Origin of the sequence: Terrisporobacter petrolearius (assembly GCF_020748185.1) — a bacterium.
Taxonomy (GTDB): domain Bacteria; phylum Bacillota; class Clostridia; order Peptostreptococcales; family Peptostreptococcaceae; genus Terrisporobacter; species Terrisporobacter petrolearius.
Window position 1 is genome coordinate 1 of the sequence record NZ_JAHZMO010000049.1, and the last position, 21,415, is coordinate 21,415.

Here is a 21,415-nt window from a genome sequence, read left to right on the forward strand (position 1 = left end):
TAGTTTTCAAAGGTTCTTTTATTATACTCATAAGAACTTTATTTACTGTAGTATTTTTCTCAAAAGCTATTGCCTTTAATAAATCTAAATCTTCCTTCTCAAAGTAAACGCTCATAGGAACCTTTTTATTAGTTGTGACTTCCTTTTCTATTTGCAATAAATTTAAATCATCTTTTTCAAAAGTATTTTTAACTATATTATTTACCTTAGATTTGTAGTCTTTTTTTGTTAAAACTAATTCTTCTTTTTTATCATCTTTTAAAAATTTATCTAGTCCCACTATAACACATCCCTTTCTTTTAATTCATTAATAACTTCTTTAAATTCTTCTCTGACTTTATGAGATTTTTTTATTTTTCTGCAATAATCATCAATGTCTAATTTAGAAAGAATTGCATTTTTTATTACTGTTGTATCAGATATTTTTGCATTGATTAAGTCTTTTTTTATATGCTCAAATTCATTTAATTTTTCCAAAAATATATCGCCAGTAGATAGTTTTCGTGAAGTATAAGAGTTTATAACAACAGCTCTTTTTGCCATATTTTCCATTTCCATATCTTCTAGATCTTGATTGTACTTTAAGTAAAATAACTCACATCCTCTAATGCTTGCTATATCTTGATAAGCAATAGGAGTTATTATTGAATCAGAACAAAGCATAAAGTTTCTTGCAATCAAATCATATGATGGCGATAAGTCTACAAATATGTAGTCATAATGACTCAAAGCATTCACGTTGGACTTGAACCATCTCCACACTGATTTTTCACGATTTGTTTTTGTAGTTAAATATTCACTAAGTACAGACAATGATAAATCTGAAGGGATTATATCTATATTTTTGTATTTTTCGCAAGGTGATTTTATTATTAATTCTTCTGCGCTTAAATTATCAGCTAATCCGTCAAACATAGTTTTATCACTATGTGAAACCTTGTACAGAAACTGAGTCAAGTTAGCTTGTGTATCTGCATCTATAATTAAAACACGAGACCCTTCTTTACTAAGAGCTATAGCGCTTAGTATTGTTAGCGTGGTTTTTCCTACTCCACCTTTTACATTGAAAAAACTTACTATTTTCACTTTCTCATCTCCTTTTGTGAAAATAACCAATTGTATAACAATTTGTTCTACTATTGGTTAAGTTATATGATAAATAATTATTTTTATATCTGAACAATTGGTGATACAATTTGAAAAACCATTGGTTTAACAATTTGTATCACCAATTGGTTAAGTTAATTATTAAAATTATTAGAAAATATACGAAATTTATTCTTCATATAAAATTATATTATGTAACTAAATTTTTTTCAACAAAAAGCGAATATAATCGGAATAATGTTAAATACTGATTTGTAAAAAAATATTTATATACTAAACAAATGTTGAAATTTTAAGGAAATTCTTGAGAAAAATATATTATTTGAAATGAAAAAGTATTTTTTTCTTGTATTATGAAAAAAAACGTAGTAGAATAAGTTTAGAAAAATTAAATAAAAAAAGTCTTAAATCCACAGTATATATAAAACGTTGGTAGCATCTTATATATATTAAACCTTAAAACTGTTGGTAGCAGTCTTAAAGAGTTAGTAAATTTAAAACTTCTGTTTACTAAAATATAATCTTATTAGATTATATAAAATTTTACTCAATCTGTAAAGGGAGAAGTTTTAAAAAAGTGTACATAATATAAAATTTTTATACACATTAACAACTAATGAACTTAAAGCCTGTTTTTCAACAATTGAAGAACAGGCTTTTTTTAATGCTAAAAAAATAAATATTTATGGAAAAGAGGGAATGCCTGCAACCTCTTAAAAAAGTAGATAGGTTAGTTGAGCCGTTGCAAAAAATCAACAACTTAGAGGAGGCTGTTTCCCTTGTTGTGCCAAAGATCCTAAGTGATAGGAGTTGACATCCAATAAAAAGGTCAGGTGGCAACCATATAATTTGCAGTGATGTAAATTAGGTCGTGTAATTACTGAGAGGTACAATGCTTTCAGTTGTTGGGTATGGATACAATAATAATAAAATTACATCCGAAAGGTAGTCTAACAAGGGATATGCTGAGGGCTCTAGAACTGAAAAAGGGGCTAACATATGACTAGACTCTATAGTATTAAGTCAGAAAATCTGATTTTATACTATAGGGTCAATCTATGTCATCGGGATAGACATCCCCTAAGGCTAATATACAAGAATAGTTTATTCAAACAAATTATAGAAATATATTATATATAATTTAAGTATTACAGTAATGAAATTACTAAAACTATAAATAAGGTGTGCAAAGATTAAGTTTTGTTATAAAATATTTCTATAAGTAACTTTGTAGAAATTAGTAGATTTGTATACAAACTTAATAATTATAGAAGAGGGAAAAAATATGATGACTGAAGATATAAAATTAACACATATGACAAAAACTGCTGGCTGAGCGGCTAAAATAGGTCCTGGGACCCTTGCTCAAGTTTTGGGCAATTTACCAAAGTTTCATGATGAAAACTTATTAGTAGGTGTGGAAACTAGTGATGATGCAGCAATTTATAAAGTAAGTGATAATCTTGCTTTGATTCAAACATTAGACTTTTTTACTCCAATTGTTGATGATCCATACTTATTTGGACAAATAGCAGCAGCCAACTCTTTGAGTGATGTTTATGCTATGGGGGGAGAACCTAAAACTGCTTTGAATATAGTTGGATTTCCTAATTGTTTAGACCCCAAAATACTTGGGAGAATTTTAGAAGGAGGAGCGTCGAAGGTAATGGAGTCTGGTGCAATACTTGCTGGGGGACACTCTATTCAAGATGATGAACCTAAATATGGACTTAGTGTTACAGGTTTTGTGAATCCACAAAAAATATTTAAAAACTATGGATCAAAGCCAGGAGATGTAATAATTCTTACAAAACAAATAGGAAGTGGTCTTATAAATACTGCAATAAAAGCAGAGATGGCTGAACAGTCCCAAATAGATGAGGTAGTAACTGTAATGACTTCTCTTAATAAAAAAGCCAAAGAAGTTATAGAAAATTATAGCATAAGCGCTTGTACTGATATAACAGGATTTGGTCTTGCTGGACATGCTATGGAAATGGCATCTAGCTCTAAAGTAACCTTTGAAATAGATGTACAAAAAATACCATATATTGATGGTGCTATAGAGTTTGCTAAAATGGGCCTAGTCCCTGCTGGAACATATAACAATAAAGACTATATTTCAAATGATGTAAATAGTGAAAATATTGAAGAATGCTTTATAGATGTATTATATGATCCGCAAACTTCTGGAGGTCTTTTAATTACCTTACCAGAAAGTGAAGTTGAAAATATTATGAAAGATTTTGAAGATAAAAATATGGATACGAAAATTGCCATTATAGGAAAAGTAATAGAAAAACAAGAAAAAAGTATTAATTTAGTTAAAAATATTTAGTAGTTAAAACTTATATTACTAAAAGAAATTTCGAGTAAAAAAAGGGAAAGGTCTTGAACAAGATATGAATAAAAATATGTTATTTAGAAATATACCTAAAGTTGACGTACTATTAGAAAAAACTGAAATTATAAACCTAATAGAAAAATATCATAGAGATGTGGTTGTAGATGCTATTAGGGAAGAAATAGATAAACTTAGAAATTTCATAAAAGAAAATGATGATATGTCTTTGATTGAAGAAAAGATAAATTGTTTAGTAGAAAATATTGTTTTGAATGTGAAAAAAGTTTACTCATATAATTTGAGAAAGGTTATAAATGGAACTGGAACTATACTTCATACAAACTTAGGTAGAGCTATAATTTCAAAAAAACATGCTGATTATCTTAGTGAAGTTGTGACAAGTTATTCTAATTTGGAGTACAACTTAGAAGAAGGCAAAAGAGGAGAACGTTACTCTCACTTTGAAAAATTAATTTGTAAAATAACTGGTGCAGAATGTGCTATGGCAGTAAATAATAATGCAGCGGCTGTAATGCTTGTTTTATCATCTATGGCAGAAAATAAGGAAGTTATAGTTTCTAGAGGTGAACTTGTTGAGGTTGGAGGTAAATTTAGAATTCCAGATGTAATGAAAAGCTCCAAAGCAGACTTAGTGGAAATAGGAACAACAAATAAAACTCATTTGGAAGATTATGAAGATGCTATTACTGAAAATACAGGAGCATTCTTAAAAGTTCATACAAGTAATTTTAAAATACTAGGATTTACTGAAAGTGTGCCCATAGATGAACTCTGTAAATTAGGAAAAGAAAAAGACATACCAGTTATAGAAGATATAGGAAGTGGAGTTTTAATTGATCTTAGTAAGTATGGATTAGAATATGAGCCTACTGTACAAGATTCCATAAAAGCAGGTGTAGATATAGTTTCTTTCTCAGGAGACAAGCTCCTAGGAGGCCCTCAGGCTGGAATTATCGTCGGAAAGAAGAAATATATTGATAAGATGAAAAAAAACCCTCTTACAAGGGCATTTAGGATAGATAAGTTTACTGCAACAATACTTGAAATGATATTTCACGAGTATTTAAACAAAGAAGAGGCTATAAAAAACATACCAGCTCTTTCACTTATAACTAAAGATATAAAAGAAATAGAAGAAAATGCAAATAAATTATATGGAAAATTAAATGATATAAAAGATGTAGCAAATGTGGAAATAGAAAACACTCTGTCTCAAATAGGAGGAGGGTCTTTACCAGCAGAAAGAATTAAAAGTAAATGTGTAACAATAATTCCTAAAAATATATCAACTGCATCATTAGAAGAAAAGCTAAGATTTGGAGAAAATCCAGTTGTAGGGAGAATAAGTGAGGACAAGTTGATATTAGATATGAGAACAGTATTAGAAGATGATATAGAGATATTATCACAAAGGATTATTGAGGTTTTAAAGTAACCAATTATCAAACCAATTATATAACAAATTGTTATACAATTGGTTTGATGCATAAGTGAATTATAAGGGTTAATTGAAATCATTTTTAAATTAAATATGATAATAAAAATTAATAACTACTTTTGAATAAAAATAGCAAAAGGGGGGCAAAAATGAAAAATATTATAATTGGAACAGCAGGGCATATAGACCACGGGAAAACTGCTTTAATTAGAGCCTTAACAGGCAAAGAGACAGACAGGTGGGAAGAAGAAAAAAGAAGAGGAATTACCATAGATCTTGGATTTACTAACTTTGATTTACCAAGTGGAGATAGAGCAGGAATAATAGATGTTCCAGGACATGAGAAGTTTGTAAATAATATGCTTGCAGGAGTTATAGGGATGGACCTTGTTATGCTTGTTGTTGCAGCAGACGAAGGAATGATGCCACAAACTCGTGAGCACGTGGATATTATGAGTCAGCTTGGTGTTGAAAAGAGTATAGTAGTTTTAAATAAATGTGACTTAGTTGATGATGAGTGGAAAGAGTTAGTAAAGGAAGAAATTAAAGAAGAATTAATAGGTTCAGTATTTGAAAATGCCAATATGATAGAAGTATCATCTGTAACTGGGGAAGGCATAGATAATTTAATACAAGAAATTGTTCATATGACAAAGGATGAAGTAACTGAAAAAGATATAAATACCATACCTCGTCTTCCAATTGACAGAAGTTTTAGCATATCAGGTTTTGGAACTATAGTAACAGGAACTTTAATTTCTGGAAGTATAAAAAAAGACGATGAATTAGAAATTTATCCAACTGGGCAAAAAGCTAAAATACGAAGCATCCAAGTCCATGGAAAAGATGTGAAAGAATGTTTTGCAGGACAAAGAAGTGCTATAAATATTTCTAACCTTAAAAAAGATGAAATAAAAAGAGGATACGTATTAGCGCCGCCAAACTCTATGGAAGATACAATGATGCTGGATGTAAAATTAAATGTGCTAAATTCCAGTGAAAGAATTTTATTAAATAGATGCAGACTTCATTTATTTACGGGAACTTCAGAAGTTTTATGCAGAGCAGTATTACTAGATGTACAAGAGGCTGCACCAGGTGATTCTTGTTATGCTCAACTTAGATTGGAAGAAAAAATAGCAGTAAGAAGAGGAGATAAATTTATAGTTCGTTTCTATTCACCTTTAGAAACAGTAGGAGGAGGAGTTATACTAGACGCTAATCCTACGAAGAAAACACCTTTTAACAATGCACAGCTAGAAGAAATAAAAAGAAAAGAAGAAGGATCTCATAGTGATATAGTTGAGTTATTAGTTAAAAAACACCCAGAAATGATAACTATAAAAGAAATAGGAAAGTTAACAGGGCTTTCTATAGAAGAAGTAAATGAATGTATAGATGAATTAAAAGAAGAAAATTTAGTTTTAACTTACGAAATGAAAAAAGACATATGCGTATATCATAGTAGTGAAGAAATGAGATTAAAAAGAGAGACAATAGAATTTGTAAAAAGTTTCCATAATGAAAATCCATATAAATTTGGTGTTGGAAAATCTCTTCTTAAAACAAAGTTATATTCTAAGATAAAACAAAATGTTTTCGATCAAATTATTTATAAATTTATTTTAGAAAATGAAATAAAAAAATATAAAGAATACTTAAGTTTAAATGATTTTGAAATAAATAAAGATAAAACGTTCCAAAATGTTGAGAAAATATTAGTAAATACTTATAAAAAAGCAGAGTTTGATTTTGTAAGACTTAATGAAATAGACTTTAATACAGATGAGAGCATAGTAAGGGATATATTAAATATTTTAATAGATGAGGAAAAACTAGTGAAAATAAACGAAGAAATGTTTACACTAAAATCTCTTATGGATAAAGCAGAGATAATAGTTCGTGAAAAATTAGAACAAGACAATTTAATTACTATTTCACAACTTAGAGATGCCTTAAATACATCTAGAAAAAGTGCCAAGCCAATGCTTGAATACTTTGATAATATGAAGATTACAAGAAAAAATGGCTCAGAAAGTGAAAGGGTGGCATATTAAGATGAATTTAAAACAGTTAGAATCATTTGCATTGATAATAGAAAGTAGAAGTTTTTCTCAGGCTGCGAAGAAACTATTTTTAACACAGCCTACCATATCTTCTCATATATCCTTATTGGAGAAAGAATTAAATACTCAACTTCTTATAAGAACTACGAAGGATGTGCATCCAACAGAAGATGGGAAAAAGCTATATGTTTATGCAAAGCAAATATTAAATATTCAAAATACGATTTTTCAAGAATTTAATGTAAAATGCGAAGGAAGCAACTTATTAACCCTAGGGGCATCGACTATTCCAGAACAATATATACTTCCAGAAGTTTTGCCAAAATATATAAGAAAAAATAAAAGTGAGTTAAAAATACTTCAAGGAGATTCCAGTGAAGTTATAAATCAAATAATAAATAAAGAAGTGGAAGTAGGACTTGTTGGGACCGAGATGGAAAACTCATCTTTAATATTTGAACCATTTTACAGGGACAAGTTAGTTATTATAACACCTGTAAATGACAAGTATATGAAAATGAAAGAAGAAGGTTTTCATGTAAGTGACTTATTAAAAGAACCAATAATAATGAGAGAAGAAGGATCTGGAACAAGAAAAGAAATAAGAGAATTTTTAAAAGCTCATAATTTTGATATAAACAATTTAAATGTAATAGCAACACTAAACTCTATAGAAGCAATAAAAAAATCTGTACAAAACAACATGGGTATTTCCATAGTATCAAATTTATCTCTAGAAGACTTTGCAACAGATAACAAAGTTTTAGTGTTTGAGTTTGAAGAAATAGATATGTATAGAAACTTATATATTGTAAGAAATAAGGAAATGTACATGTCAAAATGTGCACTTAAATTTATTAAATTTATAAGAGAATTTTTTAACTAGAAAAAGGTGATGAAAATGATATATTTAGATAATGCAGCTACAACTATGAAAAAACCACAGTGTGTTATAGATGCAGTAGTAAATGCCATGACACATATGGGAAATGCAGGTCGTGGAGCCAATGAAGCCTCACTAGATGCGTCTAGAATAATTTATGATACAAGAGAAAAAATTTCAAATTTAGTTAATTTAAAAAATCCATCAAGAGTTGCCTTTACATGTAACTCAACAGAAAGTTTAAACACTGCAATAAAAGGTATATTAACAAATAAAGATCATGCAATAACAACATCTTTAGAGCATAACTCAGTACTTCGTCCATTATATGAATTAGAAGAAAAAGGAATGGAACTTTCTGTTGTACAATGTGACGATAATGGAAATATAAACTATGATGATTTTGAAAAATTAATAAAAGAAAATACAAAAGCTATAGTTTGTACTCATGCGTCAAATTTAGTAGGAAATGTGCTGGATGTGAAAAAAATAGGGCAAATAGCTAAAAAGCATAACTTAGTATTTATAGTAGATGCATCACAAAGTGCAGGAGTATTTAATATAGATATGCAGGATATGAATATAGATATTCTTTGTTTCACAGGTCATAAGGGACTACTTGGACCTCAAGGAACAGGAGGACTTTGTGTAAGAGAAGGAATAAATGTTAAACCTCTAAAAGTTGGTGGAAGTGGAGTGAATACTTTTTCAAAAACTCAACCAGAAACCATGCCAACTATACTAGAAGCCGGTACTCTAAATGGACATGCCATAGCTGGACTTAATGCAGCACTTGACTATTTAAAAGAAGAAGGAATCGAAAATATTCAAAAAAGAGAAGAAGAATTAATGTTTAGATTTTATAACGGAATAAAAGATATAAAAGATATTAAAGTCTATGGAAACTTTGAAAATAAAAGAGCAGCCATAGTTGCTTTTAATATAGGAGATATAGACTCAGCAGCATTTTCTGATGAACTAAGCCTATATCATGATATTTCTACAAGACCTGGAGCACACTGCGCACCACTTATGCATAAAGCAATGAATACAGTAGAGCAAGGTGCCGTAAGATTTTCTTTTTCACACTATAACACAGAAGAAGAAATAGATACTGCCATAAATGCAGTTAAAGAAATAGCATCAAGTTATTAAAATTTGCTTTGTTTAAACTTTTCAAGAGAAGGGAAATAAAATGAGAGAAAAACAATTAAGACTAATAGTAACTTTCAATACAACAACAGGAGCAATGGCAATGGAAAAAGCCTGTAAAAGTGAAAACGTACCGGGAAGATTAATCCCAGTGCCAAGACAAATATCTGCAGGATGTGGCCTTTCATGGCTTTGTAACAAAGAAGATAAAGAAAAAGTAGAAAGTCTTATAAATAATAATAATTTAGATTTTCAAAATATACATGAAATAGTGATGTAGACAGATGGCAATAATTTGTTTCTTTATGAAATGAATTATTGCTATTTTTAGTTAATAAAATAAAATATTGTCACAAAAGAAAAAAGGATATATAATAGACTCATATAAAAAATTGCATAAAAAAAGATTACAAGTTTCCATAAGGCCGCCAAACCTTAGAGGGAATTAGTACCAACTGCGCCAACAGTTAGTGTTACAAGTAACCTTCTAACTATGAACTCTTAAAAAGTATTTCAAACCAATACTTAATAAACAAGACATAGTTGTTATTAAATTTATACTAATTATTATAACTAGTTTTACTAGTTTAGACAAGAGGATAAATTTAATAATTAAAGATGATTATGAACAATACGACCTATCCAAGTAGTTGGATAGGTCTTTTTTAATGCAAAAAATTGAATATAATATAGGTTTTATAAGGAAGCGTGTTTGACCTGGATAACTAACCGAATGGCCCGACAGGGTACAGGGGATGTCGACGAAACACTGAGGTAAAAACCCTCACAGCATATAAAAATATACCAGTACAGTATTTTAAGGGCTGAAAGTAGTAACTAGGCACTACAACAAAAAAGAGCTAGGGGTGGAAATTCCTTTGTGGGAGTATCCAATAAGTCTGTTGCCGGGGGGAATGGCAAATAGTATTAAATTACAAAGGCAGGATACTTACTTTTGTACTGGGTCTTTAATCCTTGCGCGGTGGTAACGCGCCTGGGGGGGTATACCTACTAAAGATTAGTTCTCTACACTTTTTGTAGGGAAACTATGCCCATTTCTGAAAAGGTATTATATAAGATTAATAGATTTTTCAATAAAATAGTTTAAATAAAACAACTTGGGCATAGTTTATATATTATTTAATAAAATATTATGATGTATTTACTTTAGCAATAAAAAAGGTGCTGATAAATTAATTTACAGCACCTTTTTTTAAGTTCTATTTTCCGTATTTTCTCATTTTAAGTTTTAGGAAAGCAAGAGCTTTCTTAGCCTCTAATTCAGTTACTTCATTTTCCCCAACTATTTCACTTTCAATTCCTTCAGGGTTTTTATTCATATCAACTATGGTATCCATATATTCATTTACAACAACAAACTGAGCCACAGTTCCAACAAAAGTAAGTCCTACAACAGGAATTCCTCTAGTTGCTACTTGTTCAACAGTATTGGCAAAGTCCACGTGTGAGTTTCCCCAACCATCACATGAAAGTATTGCTCCATCTGCTCTCATGGCCTCAGCCCAAGAAGCAGCTCTTGTTCCAACAAAATTTTTATCTTCATTATCTTGTGGAGTTCCCACAATTATAATTCCTAATAAATCTATATCTTCATCATTACTTACTACATCAAGTAGAGGATCTCTAAAGTGATGTAGAGTAGTTTCTTTAGTAGATGGTCCTATTCCCATAATTTTACCTCCTTAGCACATACAGCGAAGAGCGCCGTCTCTATATTCATTTGGTGTTACAATCATAGGTACATTACCCATATCTATAATACTTCTTCCACCTTCCATTGCACTTGGCTCATGAGAGAATAGCTGAGTATCGTACATAGCACCTTGACCTGCTACTTGCTTTATAATAACTACTTTTTTCTTACCTGGTCTTACTTTGTCATAAAACTCATGACGCTCAGTAAATTTGTGACCATTTAATTTCTTTAACTTAGCCCTAAACTCATTACAGAATTTATCACAAGCTCTATGAGCAGCAGTAGGTCCTGGTCTAACTTGTCCTTGACCTTCATCTAAAGTTACATCAAATGAAATTATATAGTCGTTGTCTCCAGGAGTACCTGGTCTATTTAAGAATAATTGTTCTTTTAAATTCCCTTCAGAAGAACCAAATTCAGCAGTTTGTATTCCATTTACGTCTACACCAGTAAGCATTACATAGACACCAGTTAAAGTATGAGTTATTCCTTCTCCAATTTTACCTAAAACTTTAGTTGAAATTGGGATAATGTCCATCATTGTGTTTGTAAATCTATCATGATCCCCTGGTTTTATTATTTGGATGTTTATGTCTTTTATTAAAGGTTCTGATTCTATTAGGTCTTTTAACATATCTTTACAAACAGTAAGTTTTCCATCTAGAAAAACGTTATTCTCTGCACCGAATTCTACTTCATTTATGTGGTATGACTTAATCACAAGGCGACGTAGGTTTATTTCTTCACTCATGATTTCTCCTCCTTTTATATTGAAAAATTCTATTAATAAAGTGTATTTATAAAATTGTTAATTCCAATATAATTATAGTGTGTAAACTTTTGACCTATCAACCATTTTATTTATCATATTTCGTCATATTATTTATTTATGTATAAAAAACATTATAAAACTGACAAAATAATAACAAACAAAATTTACCAAAAACCTCCGTTTATAAGATTTTTCAATGTAAAAAAAAAATTATATTGTAAAAACAGACTTTAGTCTAGTATTGAGTTCTTGAATTTGTGAATTTTTATTGTTATAATGTTTATAGGTTTAAGAAATCTTATAAATTTTGTCTATATTTGAAAATATTTTATAATATTTATCGATAAATGATGTTATAATAATTTAGGAAGCGTAGATGGGAGTAGATAGGTAACTGGTGTGCCTCCTGGTCTTCAAAACCAGTGTGGGGTGTTAGTAGCATCCTAGGTGGGTTCGATTCCCACATTCTCCCGCCAGTAAAATATTTTTTTTGAAAAAGTGAAAAGGTTTTCAGTGTGATTTTTTTAACATATAAAAAAAAAACTATACGAATGGATATTTAAAAATAAGGAAATTTAATATTTTTTTATTTTTTAATGATAAAAGCAAATGAATTTCACATAGATGCTTTATATTATTAGGGGGTGAACTTAATGGGATTACAAAAAATATTACTTAGACAACATGTTGGAGCTCCTTGTGAGGCGGTAGTTAAAGTTGGAGATAAAGTAAAAAAAGGTACTCTAATAGCTAAGCCTACAGGATTAGGTGCTAACATATTCTCTAGTGTATATGGAAATATTTCAGAAATAACTGAAGATGCCATAATAATAGAAAAAGATGAAGAACAACCAGAAGAGTTTATTAAGTTAGAAGGAGATGATAAACTTCAACTTATAAAAGATGCTGGTGTAGTAGGAATGGGTGGTGCAGGATTCCCAACAGCTATAAAACTTGGAACAAAAGTAAAATATATCCTAGTTAATGCTGCTGAATGTGAACCACTACTTCACCATAACGTAGACCAAATGGTAGACAATACAGATATGACTGTAAGAGGTCTTAAATATGTTATGGAAATTTGCCAAGCAGAAAAAGGAATATTCGCACTTAAGGCTAAAAACCAAAAAGCTGTTGATGCTTTAGTTGAAGGTACTAAGGGTGATGATTCTTTAGATATACACTTACTTCCAGATATTTACCCAATGGGTGAAGAAAGAGCTGTTGTAAGAGAAGTTTTAGGAATATTACTTCAACCAACTGATTTACCATCAGTAGCAGATGCTGTAGTTATAAACGTTGAAACTCTTCAAAGAGTTGCTGAAGCAATAGAGCTTAAAAAGCCATGTTTCTCTAAAAACGTTACAGTTGTTGGTAAATTAAAGGGTGGTATTGAACCTCACGTATTCATGGATGTTCCAGTAGGTACTTCTGTTAAAGAATTAATAGAAAGAGCTGGCGGAATAGATGGTGAATATGGAGAAGTAATCATGGGTGGACCATTTACTGGTAAAGCTTGTGAATTAGAGGCTCCAATAACTAAAACTACAGGTGGAATAATAGTAACTCAACCTTTTGAAGATTTAAAAGGTGAAAAAATGGGACTTTTAGTTTGTGCTTGTGGTGGTAACGAAGAGAGAATGCAAGATTTAGCTAAAAAAATGAATGCTGAAGTTGTTTGTGTTCAAAAATGTAAGCAAGCAGCAGATGTTAAAGGTAACTTAAAATGTGAAAACCCAGGAAACTGTCCAGGACAAGCATTAAAAGTTATGAACATCAAAAAAGCTGGAGCTAAACATATACTTATAGGAAACTGTACAGACTGTTCAAATACAGTTATGGGATCTGCTCCAAAGATGAATATAGAAGTTCATCACCAAACAGATACTGTATTAAAAACAGTAGGAAAAGATGTAATAAGATATATGACTGCTTCTAAAACAGTTCCTCAACTTGGAGAGGAAGTAGTAGAAGAAGTTAAAGCTCAATCAGTAGAACAACCAAAAGTAGAAACTGTAGAAACAGTTGAAACTAACTTTGCATCATTTACTGATGATGGTGGACTTGTTATAAACCTTAAAGAAGGAAAAGATATCCGCGTAGAGTTTATTGTAGATTAATTTTCTCAAATAAGGGAAAGCTTTATAGAGAGTATAAAAATACTACTATAAATAATTAAATGTTAACAAAGAAAGAAATTTCTTTGATATAAATTAGTATTTCGTGTTCAAATTATAAAAATAAAATGATTTATTATATAAGGGGGAAAACTTATGTCAATAACTGCTGAAACTGCTAAGCAACATGCAAATGACCCTGCGGTACTTTGCTGTAGAGCAGAAGAAGGATTAGTTATAGGACCTGCTAACTTAGAAGATCCTGCTATATTCGATGAATTAGTAGATTCTGGACTTTTAAAATTAGATGGTTGCTTAACTATAGGCCAAATATTAGGTGCAAAATTAACTAAAACTTGTGATTCTTTAACTCCAATAACTGCTGATGTTATAGATGCTATAGTTGAAACTAAAGAAGAAGAAACTGTAGTAGAAGAAGTTAAAGAAGAAGTAAAACCAGCACCAGTTGCTACTCAAGTACAAGGTGGAAGATTAAAAATCCACATAGGTGAAGGAAAAGACATTAATATAGAAATACCAGTTGGTGGATTCGCTTCTCAAGGTGGAGCTCAAGTAGTTCCAGTTGGTGAAAATGCTTCTGTTGCATCTGCAGCTAAAGAAGTAGAAAAAGAAGCTAAAGTAGTTAGAAGCTTAACTAGAAACCACTACAAAATAACTGAAGTTAAAAGAGGACCTGAAACTAAAATAGAAGGTACTGTTTTATACATCAGAGAAGGTATAGAAGAAGAAGCTGTAGCTAGCCAAAAGTTAGTAAATAGCTTAAAAATAGATATAATAACTCCAGATAGATATAACACTTACTCAGAGACTATAATGGATGTTCAACCAATAGCTACTAAAGATGGTGAAGATGAATTAGGTCTTGGAACTACTAGAGTAGTAGATGGTGTTGTAATGATGGTAACTGGTACTGATGCAAATGGTGTTCAAATAGGAGAATTCGGTTCATCTGAAGGTATCTTAGAAGAAAACATCATGTGGGGAAGACCAGGTTGTCCTGAAAAAGGTGAAATATTCATCAAAACAGAAGTTATAATCAAAGAAGGAACTAACATGGAAAGACCAGGACCTCTTGCTGCTCATGCTGCTACTGATTTCATAACTCAAGAAATAAGAGAAGCTCTTAAAAAACTTGATGATGAATTAATAGTAGATAGTGAAACTTTCGAGCAAGTAAGAAGACCAGGAAAGAAAAAAGTTGTAATAGTAAAAGAAATAATGGGTCAAGGTGCAATGCATGATAACCTAATATTACCAATGGAACCAGTTGGAATATTAGGAGCTAAACCAAACGTTGACTTAGGAAACGTACCAGTTATGGTATCTCCACTTGAAGTATTAGATGGTTGTATACATGCATTAACTTGTATAGGACCTGCTTCAAAAGAAATGTCTAGACATTACTGGAGAGAGCCATTAGTACTTGAAGCTTTACATGATGAAGAAGTAGACTTATGTGGTGTTATATTTGTTGGATCTCCTCAAATAAACTCTGAGAAATTCTACGTATCAAGAAGAGTTGGTATGATGGCTGAAGCTTTAGATGTTGATGGTGCTTTCGTTACTACTGAAGGATTCGGAAACAACCATATAGACTTCGCTTCTCACATAGAGCAAATAGGTATGAGAGGAATACCAGTAGTTGGTATGTCATTCTGTGCTGTTCAAGGTGCTCTAGTTGTTGGTAACAAGTACATGACTAACATGATAGATAACAACAAATCAGAAGCTGGTATAGAAAACGAAGTATTAGGATGCAACACTTTATGCCATGAAGATGCTATAAGAGCCCTTTCTGCATTAAAAACTGAAATGGGTGGAGAAACAATAGCTAAACCAGAAAAGAAATGGAATCCAAACGTAAAAGATACTAACATAGAGTTAATATCTAATGTTACTGGAAAACCAGTTGCGTTAGTTGAAAACGAAACTTCTCTTCCAATGAGTGACAAGCGTAAGGCAAAATATAGCTAGAAAGAACTGACGCATAATGAAAAATGATAAACTAAAATACGGTGATAAAATTCTTTATATGGAAGGTGTTATTGTAGAAGTCCACGATGGTTGCGTAAGCGTTGATCTAAAGGGACGTCTAGGATACTTAAAAGTTCCAATGAGAATGTTTATTTCCGATTATGAAATCAAAATTGGTCAAGAAGTAGGCTTTAATATGAGCTTTGTTGAGCAATTAGGTGATGAGATTAATGAAAAATATATTTCAAATCTTATGACTAGAAATAAAAAAATCGACGAAATGTCTAATAAATAGATTTGCTCAAAAACTGTATATTTAAAAATACTAATTTGAGTAGTAAATTAACTCAAGCTCATTTACATTACTATTTGTAAATTGAGTAAATTAAAAGGGGGAAAAAAGATGAGTTTAACAGTAGTTAAAGGAATGCAATCTGAAATATTCGTTCCAATAACACCACCATCAGTATGGGCTCCTGTAACTAAGCCTTTAAAAGAGATGAAAATAGCTCTTGCTACTGCAGCTGGTGTTCATCACAAAGATGACAAGCGTTTCAATTTAGCTGGTGATTTCTCTTTCAGAGAAGTTAGAGATAATATGTTATCAGGTGATCTTATGGTATCTCACGGAGGATACGATAATGGAGACGTTAATAAAGATATAAACTGTATGTTCCCAATAGATAGATTACACGAACTTGCAGCTGAAGGATTTATAGGTGGAGTTGCACCAGTACACATAGGATTCATGGGTGGTGGTGGAAACCAACAAAAATTCAAAGAAGAAACAGGTCCAGAAATAGCTAGAATATTAAAAGAAGAAGGCGTAGATGGCGTTCTTCTTACAGCTGGCTGAGGAACTTGCCACCGCTCTGCAGTTTTAGTGCAGAGAGCGATTGAAGAAGCTGGTATACCAACAGTTATAATAGCAGCTCTTCCACCAGTAGTTAGACAAACAGGAACTCCAAGAGCAGTTGCTCCACTTGTTCCAATGGGTGCTAACGCTGGAGAACCAAACAACAGAGAAATGCAATACAACATAGTTAAAGATACTTTAGTTCAATTACACGAAATACAAACTCCTGGTAAGATAGTTCCACTACCTTACGAGTATGTAGCTAAAGTTTAATACTTGCATATATGTTAAAAAGGCTGATAGGATTTATTCCTATCAGTTTTTTTATTAAAAAATATAATTTTATAGGGTAATTATAATATTTTAATTTGAATAATATTTATATTAAAGCTTGGAAATTTTATTTAATATATTAAAAAGTATTGGGAATTGATTCGGAAATGTGTATGTTATAATATTTTACATTATAAAATACTATAACATACACATTTGGGTATAAAAGTCTCTTAAGTTTTCATAATAAAAGGTTTTATACCCTTCTAAAAAGGAGGTTGTTTAATGCAATATACAAATACGGTACAACAAATTCCTCAAGAAATGCAAAGCAATGCACAGTTAGGTGGTGGTCTTAATGGAAAACAAAGATGCTTTTAAAGATGCAGTAGATGAAATAAGATCATTAAATTGTTTAATATCAATTATGCAAAATTATAATATGAATTTTAAAAAGGATAATAGTGGATATTACACAAACTGTGTATTTCACAATGATAAAACGCCAAGCTTGAGACTGAGTGACAAAGGAAATAGAGCTATTTATCATTGTTTTGGATGTGGGGAACAAGGAGATATTATAAACTTTATTTGTAAGATGGAAAACTTAGATAATATAACAGCCTTAAGAAAAGCGTATGACATCTTAGGTAGAGATTTGAAGTACAATACTATCAGCAACAATAAAGTAGAAAATTTTAGAAATTTTATAAAAACAAATCATTCAATAATAATAAGAAACAAAGAAACGTATAATTTGGAAGATATTTATATTTACTTTGATGAAGACAAAAAGCCATTATATTGCAAAATAAAATATAAAAGCTTACTTGGCAAAAAGTATTTTATAACAAAGTCATTAATAGAAATGGACATAGGCTATAAATATGGAGATCATAAAGATTTTGATCAATGCAAAAAAGTCCTTTATAATTTGGTAGAAATAAAAAAAGCCATATCAAAAGATGACTGGATATTTTTTGTTGAAGGTGAAAAAGACGTGGAAACTTTAAGAAAAATAAATTTTACAGCTACAACTATTTACACAAAAAAATGGCAAAATTTTTATGATGAAGATTTAAAAAATGCTAAAGTAATATTTATAGGAGATAGCGGAAGATCAGGACAAGAATTTAAAAAATTTATAGTAGAAAAATTAAAAAAGTGTTGTAAGGGACTAAAAATAATTGATTTACCAGGAATTGAAAAAATAGGTGATGGTAAAAACAAAGATGTTACAGATTGGCTAGAATCTGGTAAAACGTCCAAGGAACTTTTACAAATAGTGAAAACATCTTTAAATATATTAGATAAAAATACTCTACAACAAGATGAAGATGGAATATATAAAATAGAAAATAAAGAAGTAAAAGAAAGTAGACGTTATATAACAAACTTTCAAATAATAAATGTTACATTATATAGAAATGAAGATAATGATAATAAAATTATAAAGCTTAACCTTAAATCAAATCATAGACAGTCAATTATTGAAGCAGATGCCAGGTTATGTTTTTCTGATGTGAAAAATTTTAGAAGATACTTAGGGATTGATTATATTTTTTATGGAGAAATACAAGACTTAACAAAAATTCATCAATGGATTATAAATTACTTCATTAAAGAAGATGTATCTGTATTTACAAAAACTGGAATAAGAAAAATAAATGATGAGTATGTTCTTGTTACAAACAAAGGTATATTAAAAGCCAATGGAGATTTCGATACTACAAGAAAAGCAATAAATACAATTCATAATATTGATTTTGCTAACATTGATATTTTAAATAAAGAGGAAGCAGAAATATTAAGTAAACACTTGTTTAATTTTAATTTAAAGGAAAATATCTATAATACTTTAGGACTTGGAGCTGCAAATATATTAAATACTTTTGTGAGAGAGTCCTTCATAGATAATTTACCAATACTTCAAAATTTAGGAGAAATTAAAAGTGGTAAAAGTAAAGTTCTTAAAATTTTAAGGCTATTATTTAATGACACAAATACGGGAATGAGTTTATCTTTATCAACGGACTTTGAATTGCTTAAATTATTTGATGAAACCTACTTACCTGTATTTTTAGATGATGTGAACATTTCAAAAGTAAGTGATTGTAAAATAAATTTCTTATCTAATCATATCCGTGCTATTACTCAAGGATACGAAAATACAAAAGTTACTGAAAATTTAGATTTGAAGAAATTTACATATAATGCACCTTTGATAATTTCAGGGGACGAAGAAATTCAAGAAACTGCTGTAAAAAGTAGATCAAATATAGTGTGGTACGCCACAAGTGATTTTACTAGAGAAAGCAAAGAATCTGTGGAGTTTTTATGTAATAGTGAAGAGGGCCAAAAACTGTTAAGAAGATTTTCAAAGAGTTTATACTTGAGAGTTTTAAATTATTATATTAATGGAGCCTTTGATAATGAATATTTAGTAACAAGATTTAAATATGATTTTGATGAAAAATTATCATTAAGTAATTCAAGGGAAATAAATACAGCTATATATACAATGATTGGTCTAGAACTTATATATAATACTTTTGAGTCTTTGGGTGTTGAGATGAATAAGATAATCAACTTGGTAGAAGCATGCGACATAATCATTAATAATTTGAAACTCAATGTATTGGAAGAAAACCAAAATGGATTTAAGAGTAGCTACGAAAAGGTACTTGAAGATATTAATAATTTAATTTACATACCAGATAGAAAAGTAAGATTAGAAGAAAATGTTCATTATAAGATTTTATCCAATAATATTCATATAGCCTTTGATTTTAAGACTATCTACGATAAATTAAACAACTACTATAAACAATATAAAAATGAGGATGAAAAACTTTTAAATTACAATACTTTCATTAAAATGATAAGTAGATCAGCCTACATTGCAGACTTAGATCCGAAAAAACATTATAAGGCAGTAAAAATAAAAGTTTTAGTAGAAGATAAAAATGGACTTCCAGATTATATTACAAAGAATAAAATGATGTTTATTTTAAAAATAAATGAGGTTAAAAAACTTGAAATGGATAACATATTTCCAACTTATTATAATGAAAATGAATCATAAGAAATAATAAATAAAAGCAGAAAAGTTATAATTTTAATATAAGTAACGTAGTTTTAAATTAAATATTTATATAATAAAATTTGTTGAAATAAAGGTTTTTTTACTTATTTATTGAATTTATATATAAGTTGTTCAATAAGGAGGAGTAGAAAATGAAATGTATAATTAGTTTTAAAGAACTTTATGGCAAGGAACTAGAAAAGTATGAAGTTGAAGGAAAACACTCTGGTGACGTATTACAAGCAATGGAAAATAAACTTTGTAGTGAAATTGCACCATATAATACTTATTCATTAAAAAACTGCAAAAATATTGACAAGAAGGCTAGCAAGAAAACACTTCATTTTAAGGACAATGAGGGTAATATATTAAGTTATGTTATGGAAATCTTAGATGCACAATATTTGAGAAAGAGTATATAAATATAGAATTTGAATTAAACAAAAGACTGATTTGTAAATCAGTCTTTTTTATTTATAATTTACTAAATAAACACCAAAGTAAAAGTGTCATAACTTATACATATTGACACCCTTATTTTAGATGAGTTATATTAATGTATAAAAGCGTATCAAAATATAGTGTCAAAAGTCGGCTGTATTTTGAGCAGTAAAGTAGAAAGGGGAATAAATGATATACGGATATTGTAGAGTTAGCTCAAGAAGTCAATTAGATAATAACTCTTTAGAGTTACAAGAAAGAGAAATTTCACAGAGGTATGAAAATGCAGTTATTTATAAAGAACAAATTAGTGGAATCAAATCTCACAGGCCAGTCTTTAATGAAATAATAGGGAAACTAAAAAAAGGAGATACTTTAGTTACTACAAGGTTGGATAGATTATGTAGAAGTACAAAAGAAGGATTAGAGGTTATTAAGAATTTACAAGAAAGAGAAATTAATATACATATATTGAATATGGGACTTATAGAAAATTCTCCCATGGGTGATTTAATAATCACATGCATACTTGCATTTTCTCAGTTTGAAAGATCTATGATTGTTGAGAGAACTTCGGCAGGCAAAGAATTAGCTAAAATAAATGATGATTACAGAGAAGGTAGACCAAAAAAGTTTACTAAAAAACAAATTTCACATGCTTTAAAACTATTAGAAAAACATTCATACAAAGAAGTAGGACTTATGACAGGTATATCAAAGAGCACTTTAATTAGGGCTAAAAGACAGTGTGCAAGCGTTGAAAAATAGATGATATAATCAACCAATTGCATAACCGTTTGTAAAACCAATTGTTCAACAAACGGTTATACAATTTGTTGAACAAATTATAGGAATTTTAAACATGGGTTATTTTTATAGGAGTAGGACACAAAGTCCTACTTTATTTTCTTTTTTCTCCCTCTTGTCTCAACTTTTTTTTCTACTTTTCTTTTTTTACTATTCACTTCATATTCTTTTGCTTTTTCATTTATATTAAAATCATGTGGTAAATTTACTTTTGTAGTTTTCAAAGGTTCTTTTATTATACTCATAAGAACTTTATTTACTGTAGTATTTTTCTCAAAAGCTATTGCCTTTAATAAATCTAAATCTTCCTTCTCAAAGTAAACGCTCATAGGAACCTTTTT

At 29.9% G+C, this 21,415-nt stretch carries 16 protein-coding genes, 1 tRNA gene and 2 pseudogenes; 14 read left to right on the top strand and 5 right to left on the bottom strand.

From position 1 onward, the window contains the following. Both K0040_RS17335 and K0040_RS17340 read right to left on the bottom strand, forming a co-directional pair. Positions 1-280: pseudogene (locus tag K0040_RS17335) on the bottom strand (hypothetical protein); the annotation flags it as partial. Then, complete coding sequence (locus K0040_RS17340) at positions 280-1,086, bottom strand: ParA family protein (RefSeq protein ID WP_228109991.1); 807 nt, start codon at positions 1,084-1,086, stop codon at positions 280-282. The gene K0040_RS17340 and the pseudogene K0040_RS17335, both read right to left, overlap by 1 nt. A gap of 1,309 nt (positions 1,087-2,395) precedes the next feature. Between K0040_RS17340 and selD the strand changes: the two genes are divergently transcribed. The 6 genes from selD to K0040_RS17370 all read left to right on the top strand — a co-directional run bounded on the left by selD (position 2,396) and on the right by K0040_RS17370 (position 9,291). Further along, positions 2,396-3,445, top strand: coding sequence for a selenide, water dikinase SelD (selD, locus tag K0040_RS17345; RefSeq protein ID WP_228110004.1), 1,050 nt, complete (start codon positions 2,396-2,398; stop codon positions 3,443-3,445). Positions 3,446-3,509: 64 nt separating this feature from the next. Then, the gene (selA, locus tag K0040_RS17350) at positions 3,510-4,907 is read left to right on the top strand and encodes an L-seryl-tRNA(Sec) selenium transferase (protein ID WP_228109992.1); all 1,398 of its coding nucleotides are present in this window, start codon (positions 3,510-3,512) and stop codon (positions 4,905-4,907) included. 152 nt (positions 4,908-5,059) lie between these two features. After that, positions 5,060-6,967 carry a selenocysteine-specific translation elongation factor gene (selB, locus tag K0040_RS17355; RefSeq protein WP_228109993.1) on the top strand — a complete coding sequence of 636 codons (1,908 nt, stop codon included), beginning with the start codon at positions 5,060-5,062 and terminating at the stop codon, positions 6,965-6,967. 1 nt (position 6,968) lies between these two features. Continuing rightward, entirely contained in the window at positions 6,969-7,862 is an 894-nt protein-coding gene (locus tag K0040_RS17360; RefSeq protein ID WP_228109994.1) for a selenium metabolism-associated LysR family transcriptional regulator, read from the top strand. A 15-nt stretch (positions 7,863-7,877) separates the two neighbouring features. After that, the gene (locus K0040_RS17365; RefSeq protein WP_228109995.1) at positions 7,878-9,014 is read left to right on the top strand and encodes an aminotransferase class V-fold PLP-dependent enzyme; all 1,137 of its coding nucleotides are present in this window, start codon (positions 7,878-7,880) and stop codon (positions 9,012-9,014) included. A 40-nt stretch (positions 9,015-9,054) separates the two neighbouring features. Continuing rightward, positions 9,055-9,291 (top strand): putative Se/S carrier protein, encoded by a 237-nt coding sequence (locus K0040_RS17370; protein ID WP_074920414.1) that lies wholly within the window; start codon positions 9,055-9,057, stop codon positions 9,289-9,291. Positions 9,292-10,231: 940 nt separating this feature from the next. On the opposite strand, the gene K0040_RS17375 is transcribed toward K0040_RS17370, so the two are convergent. Beyond that, positions 10,232-10,702, bottom strand: a complete 471-nt coding sequence (locus tag K0040_RS17375) for a glycine/sarcosine/betaine reductase component B subunit (protein WP_228109996.1) — start codon at positions 10,700-10,702, stop codon at positions 10,232-10,234. A 12-nt stretch (positions 10,703-10,714) separates the two neighbouring features. Next, a complete protein-coding gene (prdD, locus tag K0040_RS17380; RefSeq protein WP_228109997.1) occupies positions 10,715-11,479 on the bottom strand; it encodes a proline reductase cluster protein PrdD in 765 nt (254 codons plus the stop codon). A gap of 399 nt (positions 11,480-11,878) precedes the next feature. Here prdD and K0040_RS17385 point away from each other — a divergent pair. The 8 genes from K0040_RS17385 (at position 11,879) to K0040_RS17420 (ending at position 21,035) form a co-directional block, all read left to right on the top strand. Then, positions 11,879-11,976, top strand: a tRNA-Sec gene (locus tag K0040_RS17385). 177 nt (positions 11,977-12,153) lie between these two features. After that, on the top strand, positions 12,154-13,620 hold the full coding sequence (gene prdC / locus K0040_RS17390) for a proline reductase-associated electron transfer protein PrdC (RefSeq protein ID WP_228109998.1): 1,467 nt from the start codon (positions 12,154-12,156) through the stop codon (positions 13,618-13,620). Between the two features lie 153 nt (positions 13,621-13,773). Beyond that, the gene (gene prdA / locus K0040_RS17395) at positions 13,774-15,612 is read left to right on the top strand and encodes a D-proline reductase (dithiol) proprotein PrdA (RefSeq protein ID WP_228109999.1); all 1,839 of its coding nucleotides are present in this window, start codon (positions 13,774-13,776) and stop codon (positions 15,610-15,612) included. 16 nt (positions 15,613-15,628) lie between these two features. Beyond that, a complete protein-coding gene (locus K0040_RS17400; RefSeq protein WP_228106701.1) occupies positions 15,629-15,907 on the top strand; it encodes a CBO2463/CBO2479 domain-containing protein in 279 nt (92 codons plus the stop codon). A gap of 108 nt (positions 15,908-16,015) precedes the next feature. Continuing rightward, entirely contained in the window at positions 16,016-16,741 is a 726-nt protein-coding gene (gene prdB / locus K0040_RS17405) for a D-proline reductase (dithiol) protein PrdB (protein ID WP_228110000.1), read from the top strand. A gap of 358 nt (positions 16,742-17,099) precedes the next feature. After that, positions 17,100-19,826 carry a CHC2 zinc finger domain-containing protein gene (locus K0040_RS17410; protein WP_228110001.1) on the top strand — a complete coding sequence of 909 codons (2,727 nt, stop codon included), beginning with the start codon at positions 17,100-17,102 and terminating at the stop codon, positions 19,824-19,826. A 152-nt stretch (positions 19,827-19,978) separates the two neighbouring features. Next, entirely contained in the window at positions 19,979-20,248 is a 270-nt protein-coding gene (locus K0040_RS17415) for a hypothetical protein (protein ID WP_228110002.1), read from the top strand. A gap of 208 nt (positions 20,249-20,456) precedes the next feature. Further along, entirely contained in the window at positions 20,457-21,035 is a 579-nt protein-coding gene (locus K0040_RS17420; RefSeq protein ID WP_228110003.1) for a recombinase family protein, read from the top strand. Positions 21,036-21,163: 128 nt separating this feature from the next. On the opposite strand, the pseudogene K0040_RS17425 reads toward K0040_RS17420, so the two are convergent. After that, a pseudogene (locus tag K0040_RS17425) lies at positions 21,164-21,415 on the bottom strand (hypothetical protein); the annotation flags it as partial.